This is a genomic window from Moraxella ovis (genome assembly GCF_900453105.1).
GTDB lineage: Bacteria > Pseudomonadota > Gammaproteobacteria > Pseudomonadales > Moraxellaceae > Moraxella > Moraxella ovis.
In genome coordinates, this window is the sequence record NZ_UGPW01000001.1 from 1,593,694 (window position 1) to 1,604,586 (window position 10,893).

Sequence of the window (10,893 nt, forward strand, 5' to 3'; positions counted from 1 at the left end):
TATTTTTGTATGTTAAATTTATTAGATGTGCGAATGACTTGTCCATCATGTCACGCATCGTCATACAAAAATATTATTCAGCAACTTTCTGCGCGCGATCAATGATAGATTGTGGCACGGTAATACCTTGTTCTGCTGCGTATTTTTTGCTAACGAACAGATCTAGCTTTTGGGCTGCGTACACAGGGATATCGCCTGCTTTTTCACCTTTTAGGATGCGCGCTGTGATCTTACCTGTCTCGCGTCCTAGGTCTAGATAGTTCACACCTAGCGCCACAGCAGCACCACGCTCAACCACGCTTGGATCAGATGACACAAGTGGGATCTTAGCTTCTTTGGCAACTTGAGCCAATGCTTCATAGGCGTTGATGACGTTGTTGTCAGTTGAGGTGTAGATCACGTCAACTTTACCCGCCAGACTTTGGGCCGCCATGGCGATGTCGCTTGATTTTTGGGCAGGTGCTTCAACGATGTTAATGCCTTGATTGCTTGTGATGGCTTTTAGGTTTTTAAGAGTTACGGTTGAGTTGACTTCACCTGGGCTATATACAAAGCCGATGTTCTTAACGTTAGGCAGTAGTTCTTTGATCAGATCAACTTGTGGCTCAAGTGGCAATACGTCTGATGCGCCAGTTACGTTCGTGCCAGAACCGTCTAGTTTTGGCACAAGCTTGGCTTCAACTGGCTCTGTCACCGCTGAGAAAATCACAGGAATGTCGCTCGTGCCTGATACAACTGCTTGCGCTGATGGTGTAGCGATGGCGATGATGGCATCAGGATTATCCGCAACGAACTGCTTAGCGATCTGACCTGCTGTTGCCATGTTACCTTGGGCTGATTGGAAGTTGATGGTTAGGTTCTCACCTTCTTTATAACCTGCCGCACCAAGCTCTTCGATGGCGCCTTGACGCACTGCATCCAAGGCAGGATGTTCAACAATGGCAGTGATGGCGACAGTTTTTGCATCTGCTTTGGCATCAGGTGCAGCTGCCTTGTCATCATTACCGCAGCCAAACAATGCCGCACTTAATAAAGTTACGCCCAATAATTTAGAAAATCCATTAATACGATTTGGGTTGAACATCTTCATCTCCATAGCTTTGCCCACTTGGGCGGTTAATCAAAAAGTGATTCATGATAAACAAAATATCACGAAATTTCAATCATCAATCAGCAAAATCACTCATAAAGCAGCTAAGGCGACGAACATTTGTTCAAAAAACCTACAATCCGCCGCCAGCTCATGACTGTCTTAGTGTGAACGTGGTGTCTCATCCACGTTGATCGCGTCTTTCTTAACTTCATCGGTAAGAGTCACGCCTTGATCGGCAGCATGTTTTGGGCTGATGTACAGTGTTAGTGTGTTCATGACTTCAGGCTTGATGTCTGCTGGGTTTTTTCCATCTAGGATGCCTGCGACCAGCTTAGCGGTCGTCACCCCAAAATCAAAGTCATTCACGCCCAAGGCAGCCGTTGCGCCGCGACGTACTGAGAATTCATCGGACGCAATGATCGGCAAACCAAGCTCATTAGCCACCTGCACCATCGCTTCCATCGCTGACGCGACGTTATTGTCTAAAGACGTATAGATAAGATCAGCACGTCCATCTAATGCGCGTGTCGCACTTGCCACATCAGCAGAGCGGTTGGCAGGAATGTCCACTAAGCTCATGCCATACTTAGGCAGAATCTTAATCAATTGATCTTTTAGAACGACCGAATTCGCCTCACCTGGGCTATAGACATAGCCGATACGCTTGGCATCAGGCTTAACTTTAGTGAACAGCTCAATCTGTGGCTCGAGTGGTAGCTGGCTTGATAAGCCTGTGATATTCGCCTGTGTGGCGACGTTGTTGTTATCGATCAGCTTAGCCGCGACAGGGTCTGACACAGCAGTATATACCAAAGGAATGGTCTGAGTGGCAGCGGCCAGACTCTGCGCGGTTGGCGTAGAGATAGCGACGATCGCATCAGGATTCTCGGAGGCGAACTGCTTGGCGATTTGGCTTGCGGTTGCCATGTTGCCTTGAGCTGATTGGAAATTGACGGTTAGATTCTGACCATCTTTATAGCCCAAATCCGCCAAGCCTGAGACGATGCCACGACGAATATCATCCAACGAAGGATGCTCAACGATGGCAGAGATGGCGATGGTTTTGGGTTGTTTGGTGTTGTCTTGGGTGGTTTTGTCCGCCTCAGCTGGTTGGGCGGTTGTTTTTTCTTGATTGCAGCCAGCCAAAGCGAGAGCTGATAATGCAATAGCTGATAATTGTAGTTTAAAAGTTTGCATCTTTTTCTCCAAAAGGAATCTGCCTAGGCAAATTCGACACTATGAAATTATTCCGTTGTGCTAATACGTTTTGACAAACTGTCATTTTATCATATTATTAAGACAATTTTAAAAACACCCATAAAAAATCCCGAATATTATTCGGGATTTTTGGCATTGCTAAATTAATAAGTATCGTTGCTCTCAACGATTGTCAGCTCGACATTCTCATCAGCAGCCGACTGTTGAGCCGGTGCAGGTGCAGGAGCTGGCTCAGCTTGCTTCTGTGGTCGTGCAGCTTGACTCGGCGCAGCTGGTTCAGCCTTAGGACGTGCCTGCTCTTGGGTTCTTTGTGGGCGCGACGTCTCTTTCTTTGGTGCTTCTGCTTGAGCGGGTGGTAGTGGCTCAGGACGAGATTGGGTGCGTGGCTCTGCTTGAGCTGGACGCTGCTGTGGCTGTTCTTGACGAACCGTTTGGGTAGGTCTTGCTGTTGGCGCCGTCTCTTCACGCTTTTGGATGCGTGGTGCAGCGATCGGTTGGACAGGCTCTAGACGTACAGCTGGGGTATTTTGTGCATTGGCGTGCGATTCACCTGCCATGCCATGAACAGCCGCCACCAAAGTCTTAGCCACCAGACTTAGCACCGCGTTATCGGTACCGATGACTGCTTTATTATCCTCGATGGTATATGCAAAGTCCTTGGCAATCAGGCGGTTACCACCGACCAATGCAGCACCTGCTTCTGACGCCTGCTCATCAAGCTCAGTCAGACCATTATTCTCAAATGTGCTGTTGGCATAAGCAATGTCTTGAGCTGGCAGTGTAAAATGCACGTCAGCACGGCACGTCGCACCCGATGCAATGACATTCTGCAGATTGATGTCCACACCAGTGAGCTTTTGGCGAACCTGCTGCTCAAGTCCTAGGTGTGTCGCATCATCATAACCTTGCACTTCAAGTAGTGCGCTGTCAAGCAAACCAACCTGCAATGAATCCACCAAGCGATTGCGCAGGCTTGGCTCATCACATACCGCTTGAATCTCTTGGATGACAGGCTCTGCCACCACGATGTCCGCCTCTTGGGCGTTGTTTGGTTCTTCATTTTTGGTACAAGCGGTCAAAGCAAGCGCCACCACAGAGGCACCCACCGCATATTTTACTGCGCTTAGTGTTTTCATAGAATACCTGAATCTTTAAATTTAAGCATGGAGTTGGGCAAGTCTGCAAGCATCTTGGCATTTTTATGATAAAATAACGCATCAATCGCCCAACAAAATTGTCGGCATTATATCACAGCTATTGTCACTTTTTAAGCAAACAACAAAGCAAAAGTATGCCTGCTTAACAGTTATCCAATTATTTTTTATTCATTTTTACAAAATACTACAAAATCATGACAATTCAATCAGCCAATTTGCACCACTCTGATCGCAATTTTGACCCGATCGCCGATCATTTCGCCAAAAAAGTCTATGGCGGTTTAAAAGGACAGATCCGCCTTGCCGTCCTTGAGCGTGACATCAGCCAAATGGTAAGTGCGCTGGCTGGCGCGTTAAATCGTCCGCTTAGAATACTGGATGTGGGCGCAGGACTTGCCCAAATCAGTCTAAATCTCGCCAAACATCATCACTGCACGATCAATGATATCTCTGCCAACATGATCGATAAGGCCAAACAAAGCGCTGCCAACCAAGGCCTGAATGACATTCGCTTTATCGTCTGTCCTTATCAAGAGCTGCCATCTGCCATTCAGGGTGAGAAATTTGACCTCATCTTATGCCATGCGGTATTGGAGTGGCTCGGGGAGCCTGAGCAGATCATGGATTTTTTTGATGAATTTTTGGTGGATGGTGGCGCGCTGTCTTTGTGTTTTTATAATCCTGCCAGTTTGATTTATCGTAATTTGGTGATGGGTAATTTTTATCAGCTGGACAAACCAAAACCCGCTGACAACAAGTCTCTCACCCCGAACAATCCCGTCAGTAGCGATGACGTTGAATCATGGCTATCTGCTCGCCATTATCATGTGCAAGCACGCTCTGGCATTCGCGTGTTTTCCGATTATGCACCCTTAAAGCGCGGCGGTCTGAACAACCCTGATGACATCATCGCGATGGAGCTGAAATACTCAACGCAGCTGCCATTTCGCCTAATGGGGCGATATCTGCACATCATCGCCACCAAATCTACTAAGACAGATACCGACCAAGCACGGCATTGACCGCGCTTTCGGTGCGAAGTATGCGCTGTCCTAGCCCTGCCGCTGTCACACCAACCGACGCCAACAGCTCAATCTCATAAGGGATAAATCCGCCCTCAGCGCCAATGACGATCAAGTCTGGCAACCCATGCACCTGACTGTATGCATAAAAGTTCTCATCCGCATAAGGATGACACACCACCGCACGATCTCGTATCAGGCTGGGTAATTCATCCTGCACAAAGGGCTTAAAACGCTTCGCTAGAGTAATCTTCGGTGCGATGGTGTCTACACCCTGCTGCAACCCTTCTTGGACAAATTCATCCAGGCGCGCCAATAATGGCGACCCCCAATAGCTCTTATCGGTTCGATAGCTGTTCACCAGTACGATATGGTTCACACCTATGGCAGTCATGTCCATGATTAGGCGTCTTAGCACCTTAGGACGCGGCAAAGCAAGCACGAGCGTCACACCTAGCTTTGTCGGAGGCGGTGCATCAAGGCGCACTTCCCTTAACACAACTTTATCATTAATAAAGTCAATCACACCCGTACCAAGCTGTCCGCCCAACTCGCCAATCTTTAAGGTGTCGCCAACATCTGCATTTAGCACGTGCTTGATGTGTTCGACTTGGGCGGCATCTTGCATCGTAGCCGTCTGACCATCGATGTCATGAGCGCTTAGTAATAATACATTCATCTTACACCTGCCAATATGTCAAGCAGAACCTGAGTTTGCTTATCAGCGGCGTGCTGCTTATCCATCACAAGATCCCTGCCGGCTTGACCAGCCTTGGCTGCCAAGTCTTTATCGAATAACCATTTGCTTAAGGCTTTGGCAATATCATCCACAGAATCATCCGTCTGCACTAGTGCACCAACGCCTGATAATTCTTGCACCAAAATTTCACAGTTCTTGGTAAATCGACCCATAACCACAGGCCTGCCAAGGCTCGCAGGTTCGATTGGGTTGTGTCCGCCTTTATCCACCAAAGACCCCGCCACGAGCGCAACATCAGCCACCTGATACCACCCTAGCAGCTCGCCCATACTATCCGCTAGATATACTTGGGTGTCATAATGGATGGTGTCATTCTTTGAGCGTCTTTTTGTGTTAAATCCCATCTCATCGCACAGGCGCGCAACTTCATCAAATCTCTCAGGATGTCTGGGCACCAAGATCAACAAAACCGATGCATTCATCGCCATCAGCTTCTGATACACCTGTAGCACCAAACGTTCCTCGCCCTCATGGGTGCTGGCGGCGATCCATATGGGTCTGCGCCCGTCCTTATGATCAATTAGCTGCCAAGTGTTCGCCTCGGCTGCCAGCTCGTCATGCTTATCATCAAGCTGACCAAAGCTAGACCATTTTAAAGAGTCGATCACAACAACCTTATCATCCGATGCGCCAAGCTGTCGGAATCTCTTAGCAGATTCTTCATCTTGGGCGATGATGGCGCTAAGGTTTGCCATCATGCTACGGCTTAATTTGCCGAATCTGACATACCCTTCATAGGATTTTTGGGTCAGTCGTGCATTCACCATGACACTAGGAATGCCTTGCTGGCTTAGCTCATGTAGCATCGTCGCCCACAGCTCAGTCTCAATAAATATCGCCATCACAGGACGGACATGATTGATGAATCTCTGCACAACAGCTAAGTTATCCACAGGCACGAAGCTATGATTGACTACCACGCCCAGCTTATCTGCGAACAACTGCGATACACGATTAAATCCTGTCTGCGTGGTACTCGTAATCCATAGTTTAAACCCTTGATTTATCAGTTTTTTTAATAATGGATAAGCGGTGTTTAGCTCGCCAAGACTCACCGCATGACACCAGATGACACCTCTTGATAAGTCTTGATTGATGGCATCCGAAACAGACTTATCCACAGCCTTATCAACAATAATTTGCGATGAACTATTTGGTACAGGTTGATAATGTTCGCCAAAACGCTCATTCAACTCTCTATCCAAAGTCGGCAAATGGCGTGATTTTTTCTTGACCATCTGGCGGTAAATCGGCATGGCAAGACGTATGGCGATGGGGTAATAAATGGGCGGCTTCATTATGTTATTCATTCTACTGTAAACCATGTCATTGTAAAAGAAACTTCACCAATAAGCAAAAAATATACGGCAAGAATGGCCTGCCGTATATTTTAAATAAGTCTCGCTGGTTCATCATGCGTTGATGATGCTGCTCAGCGACTCAAGAACGTTCTTAGATTTTACGAATTTTTGAAGATTTGTGAGCGCTTCTTTTACCATAGCCTTATCAGGTTCGCCAAGCGTGTACCAACGCGACAGTGACGACACCATACGCGCTGCCAATGTTGGGTTCAATGCGTCTAGTGATGCGATCGCGGTCAAGAATAGCTCAATGCCTTCTTTTGTCCATAGTTGGGTTGGTTTGGCTGCTAAGCCCAGCAGTGTGCTACGGACTCGGTTTGGTGTATTCCAATCATAGTCCTCTCTGGTCATGAGCTGCTCAATGAATCGCACATCACGACTGTCAGCGCGCGCCTGCACACTAAACCATGAATCAATCACCAAATCTTCATCACTAAATCGATCATAAAAATCAGCCACATAATCATCACTGCGCGCCAAATCAAACTCAACCATCGCAGACAACGCACCTAAGCGCTCACTCATGCAGCTGGCATTGTCATACTGCGCATACGCCCAGTCTTCTGCCTCTGCCACACTTGCCGCTAGGGCGATGTTTAGCAGGACATTTCTTAGTTGGCGACGTCCTCTCGCTTCAGGCTCATCTTGATAGGTCTCAATAGGCAGTGCCTGATACCAATCACCAACGAAGTCTTTTAGGCTTGCCGCGATTGATTGCTTAAGAGCGTCGCGTTTTTGCTTGACGAGTGTCGGCTGATAATTCGACTCGTAAGCTGCCGCAAGCTCTTGCTCACTTGGTATGTCAAACAGACGCGCCGCCATCATGGCATCCGTTTTCATAAGCTCAGGGATGACCTTGGGCAGAGTTTGGGTTAGTAGTGATACATTGTCAGATTTGCCAAGTAGTAGGCGATTCACAAGCGTCTGCATTGCCTGCCAACTGTTAAACCCTTCGGTCTCAAAAGCCACCAACTTCACCAGATCTTCATCACTGTATTCAAAGTCAAGCTTCACAGGCGCAGAGAAATTGCGCAGCACTGAGACAATCGGACGCGCACCCGATGATAAGTTAATATCTTCAAAGACAAAACTGTCGCTGTCTTTGGTCAATAACAGCATTTTTTGCGCCAATAATTTACCAGTATCGCCATCAAAAATCGCTGTATCCACAGGGATTGGTAATGCCACAGGTGCATCATAGCCAGCCACATGGCGAGTTTTTTGGGATAGATTGACAATCACACGACTGCCATTCACCACAAAGCCACCCGACACCTCGGGCGTGCCAGGCTGACGATACCAAGCCAAAAAGTCAAGCACTCTTTCATCGCCGATTGATAGCGCTGATAAGAAATCCTCAATCGTCACTGCTTGCCCATCATGGCGACGAAAGTACTCATCCGTGCCTTGGCGATATTTATCCTTGCCCAGCAGATTTGCGATCATGCGTACAATCTCTGCGCCTTTTTCGTAGATGGTCAAGGTGTAGAAGTTATTAATCTCCACAAAGCTCTCGGGGCGCACAGGGTGCGATAATGGACCTGCATCTTCAACGAACTGATGCGCGCGCAATACAGCAACATCTTCGATACGCTGCACAGCCTTTGAGCGAAAATCGCCCGAGAAACTCTGATCTCGAAATACAGTCAAGCCCTCTTTGAGACAAAGCTGAAACCAATCACGACACGTCACGCGATTACCCGTCCAGTTATGAAAATATTCATGCGCAATGACAGACTTCACCTGAAAAATTCGCTCATCCGTGGTCGTCTCTGGACTGGCAAGCACACATGATGTATTAAAGATATTTAAGCCCTTATTCTCCATCGCACCCATGTTAAACTGACCTGTCGCCACAATCATATAGCGATCTAGATCATACGCACAGCCGTAATTATCCTCATCCCACTTCATCGAATCCTTAAGTGCCTGCATGGCAATGTGGCACTTATCCAAATCATGCTTAGTGGCATAGATTTCTAGTAGTACTTCACGACCTTCACTGGTCGTATAATAATCCTGCATGACCTCAAGATCCGCAATCACACAGGCGAACAGATAGCTTGGCTTTAGCGTAGGATCGTGCCAGATGCTATAATGGCGATCGCCCAGCTCACCACTTTCAATCAAGTTACCGTTGGCGAGTAAAGTTTTGTATTTTTTGTCGGCCTCCACGCGTGTGGTAAATTCAGCCAGCACATCAGGGCGGTCAGGATAGAAGGTAATTTTGCGCAAACCCTCAGGCTCACACTGTGTGACGAACATCACCTCATCGCCCGTACCCGCTTGATACAAGCCTTCTAGGGCGGTATTGGTCTGTGGCCAGATTTTTACCGAAGTCTCAATCATCGCCTCATCAGGCAACTCATGGATAATCAGCTGCTCATCGTCCAAACTGTATTGGTCATCAGACAATGGCGTACCATTTACTGATATCTCTAATAGCTTAAGTCCGCGACCCAATAGTACAAGCTTACCATCATGTTCACGCTTTACGGATAAGCGAGCATCCACGGTGGCATGATCATCATACAGCTTAATGTCAAGGTTAATGACCTTCACCTGATAAGCAGGTGGTGTATAATCTTTAAGATAAACTTTGGTCAAAGCGTTGTCAGTCATCATAAACTCCATCATCAAAATCCCACCATACTACCAAAAATCCAACACCAAAAAAAGCCTTCATTGTTTTTATTTTATTAATCACCACGATCATTTCTATCTTTAAAATCAGCACCTAACAGCAATACAAATCCATGCCAATCACCAACCACCACAAAAAGTCACTTGTAAAATTTTCTTAACTTTGTCATCATAAGCATACCATTTCAAACATTCATTCACATTGGAGTTACCATGTCATCACGCATTAAGGCAGCCCTACTGGGCGCAGCCATCATTGCACTAACTGCAGGCTGTGCCAGCAAGCCAAAAAGCCAAAAAGTTCTCGTTGCCCCTGTCAGCATCTCAGGCTATACTGGTCCTGCCTATCATGGCGGCAAACTTGTTAATAACAGCGATGAAATCAAAGCTGTCGCTGCCAACTTGCAAGGCGTGGTGTATTTTGACTTTGATTCAGATACCATCCGCGCTTCTGCCGCACAAACATTAAACGCCCAAGCTGACTTTTTGAAAGCCAATAGCGGTGCTCGCGTGCTGATCGCAGGTCATACTGACGAGCGCGGTTCACGTGAATATAACATCTCACTGGGCGAGCGTCGTGCTGCTGCGGTGCGTGCTTATCTAGCTGCTCAAGGTGTCAATCCTTCACACATTGAGATCGTCAGCTTTGGTGAAGAGCGCCCTGTAGCTGTGGGCACCGGTGAAGCCAATTGGTCACAGAACCGCCGCGCTGAATTGTCTTACTAGGTTAAAATAACAACAAATAAACCCAAGAGATTATCTTGGGTTTATTTTATTGCACAAAGTGCATTTCTTAGAATGCCAAAAAAACAGCCCGAATTAACGGGCTGTTTTTTATCAGAAATCTGATTAGAAGCGGTAAGTCGCACCAACTTTTACGATTGGGAACCAGTTTGCATAGTCTTTAGCTTCGATGTCGCGCTCTGCTTGAGCTGCCAAAGAATCAACGGACATCTCATTCTGACCATTAACATCAGCTGCTCGACCTGTTCCGTTTGCAGTGATATTAGCATCTGCTTTACCTAGATAGGTAGCACCGACTTCACCAAATACACCCCAATTATTGCCGATGTTTGGACGGAAGCCAACGGTCAAATAAGGCGCTAATTTATTGCGGTGCTCAAGGGTACCTTCCAAAGTTCCAACCTCTTGTTGAGTATAATCAGTGCCGCCGATACGATAAGTACCATTGCTACTTGGGTTGGCACGTACTTTAATTTCGTTATCAGGGACAATCACACCTGCACCAACGGTAAACCAGTTCGCTGCTGGGCGAAGCTGTACGCCTAAGTATGGGTTAGAAAAATCAGTCTCTACTTGGTAATTTACGCCATTAGCATCGAAGTTATCGTTGATGGCTTCTGCGATGTTACCGCCAGCCCAACCCGCTTGCAGTTCAACGCGATCATTGGCAGCCCAAGCGATGTTAGCACCATAGCCTAACGAACCTACTTCTAGGCTCACTGCTCCAGGATTGGTTGCAGTTTTAAAGAATGTCTTAGTGCCATCCACCAAAGTTGCACCAGTATCGGTCACAATATTTGCCATCGCGCTGGTTGATAGCAGTACAGCTGCACCAAACATTGATAGTTTAAGGGTTTTCATAGATTTCTCCTAAAATACAAACCATGTAAGACTA

9 protein-coding genes are annotated in these 10,893 nt (G+C 47.1%); 2 read left to right on the forward strand and 7 right to left on the reverse strand.

What is annotated here, in order from left to right; translation table 11 throughout:
• Positions 1–73: 73 nt before the first annotated feature.
• From DYD54_RS07645 to DYD54_RS07655, 3 genes are all read right to left on the reverse strand, one after another.
• Positions 74–1,084, reverse strand: coding sequence for an ABC transporter substrate-binding protein (locus DYD54_RS07645; RefSeq protein WP_063514413.1), 1,011 nt, complete (start codon positions 1,082–1,084; stop codon positions 74–76).
• 168 nt (positions 1,085–1,252) lie between these two features.
• Positions 1,253–2,290 (reverse strand): ABC transporter substrate-binding protein, encoded by a 1,038-nt coding sequence (locus tag DYD54_RS07650; protein ID WP_063514414.1) that lies wholly within the window; start codon positions 2,288–2,290, stop codon positions 1,253–1,255.
• A gap of 164 nt (positions 2,291–2,454) precedes the next feature.
• Complete coding sequence (locus DYD54_RS07655; protein ID WP_063514415.1) at positions 2,455–3,447, reverse strand: hypothetical protein; 993 nt, start codon at positions 3,445–3,447, stop codon at positions 2,455–2,457.
• A 215-nt stretch (positions 3,448–3,662) separates the two neighbouring features.
• Between DYD54_RS07655 and DYD54_RS07660 the strand changes: the two genes are divergently transcribed.
• Positions 3,663–4,490 carry a methyltransferase domain-containing protein gene (locus tag DYD54_RS07660; protein ID WP_063514416.1) on the forward strand — a complete coding sequence of 276 codons (828 nt, stop codon included), beginning with the start codon at positions 3,663–3,665 and terminating at the stop codon, positions 4,488–4,490.
• Here DYD54_RS07660 and DYD54_RS07665 read toward each other — a convergent pair.
• The 3 genes from DYD54_RS07665 to pepN form a co-directional block, all read right to left on the reverse strand.
• The gene (locus tag DYD54_RS07665; RefSeq protein ID WP_063514417.1) at positions 4,459–5,169 is read right to left on the reverse strand and encodes a 16S rRNA (uracil(1498)-N(3))-methyltransferase; all 711 of its coding nucleotides are present in this window, start codon (positions 5,167–5,169) and stop codon (positions 4,459–4,461) included. The two genes, DYD54_RS07660 and DYD54_RS07665, sit on opposite strands and share 32 nt — an antisense overlap.
• A complete protein-coding gene (locus DYD54_RS07670; RefSeq protein WP_063514418.1) occupies positions 5,166–6,560 on the reverse strand; it encodes a 3-deoxy-D-manno-octulosonic acid transferase in 1,395 nt (464 codons plus the stop codon). Before DYD54_RS07670 ends, DYD54_RS07665 begins: the two co-directional genes overlap by 4 nt.
• Before the next feature lie 102 nt (positions 6,561–6,662).
• Positions 6,663–9,233, reverse strand: a complete 2,571-nt coding sequence (gene pepN, locus DYD54_RS07675) for an aminopeptidase N (RefSeq protein WP_256594036.1) — start codon at positions 9,231–9,233, stop codon at positions 6,663–6,665.
• Positions 9,234–9,467: 234 nt separating this feature from the next.
• On the opposite strand from pepN, the gene pal reads away from it, so the two are divergent.
• Entirely contained in the window at positions 9,468–9,980 is a 513-nt protein-coding gene (gene pal / locus DYD54_RS07680; RefSeq protein ID WP_063514420.1) for a peptidoglycan-associated lipoprotein Pal, read from the forward strand.
• Positions 9,981–10,103: 123 nt separating this feature from the next.
• On the opposite strand, the gene DYD54_RS07685 is transcribed toward pal, so the two are convergent.
• A complete protein-coding gene (locus DYD54_RS07685; protein ID WP_063514421.1) occupies positions 10,104–10,859 on the reverse strand; it encodes a hypothetical protein in 756 nt (251 codons plus the stop codon).
• Positions 10,860–10,893 lie beyond the last annotated feature (34 nt).

Coding starts and splice junctions, on each gene's coding strand:
- DYD54_RS07645 (WP_063514413.1), bottom strand. CDS start 1,084: ATGTTCAACCCAAATCGTATTAATGGATTTTCTAAATTATTGGGCGTA.
- DYD54_RS07650 (WP_063514414.1), bottom strand. CDS start 2,290: ATGCAAACTTTTAAACTACAATTATCAGCTATTGCATTATCAGCTCTC.
- DYD54_RS07655 (WP_063514415.1), bottom strand. CDS start 3,447: ATGAAAACACTAAGCGCAGTAAAATATGCGGTGGGTGCCTCTGTGGTG.
- DYD54_RS07660 (WP_063514416.1), top strand. CDS start 3,663: ATGACAATTCAATCAGCCAATTTGCACCACTCTGATCGCAATTTTGAC.
- DYD54_RS07665 (WP_063514417.1), bottom strand. CDS start 5,169: ATGAATGTATTATTACTAAGCGCTCATGACATCGATGGTCAGACGGCT.
- DYD54_RS07670 (WP_063514418.1), bottom strand. CDS start 6,560: ATGAATAACATAATGAAGCCGCCCATTTATTACCCCATCGCCATACGT.
- pepN (WP_256594036.1), bottom strand. CDS start 9,233: ATGACTGACAACGCTTTGACCAAAGTTTATCTTAAAGATTATACACCA.
- pal (WP_063514420.1), top strand. CDS start 9,468: ATGTCATCACGCATTAAGGCAGCCCTACTGGGCGCAGCCATCATTGCA.
- DYD54_RS07685 (WP_063514421.1), bottom strand. CDS start 10,859: ATGAAAACCCTTAAACTATCAATGTTTGGTGCAGCTGTACTGCTATCA.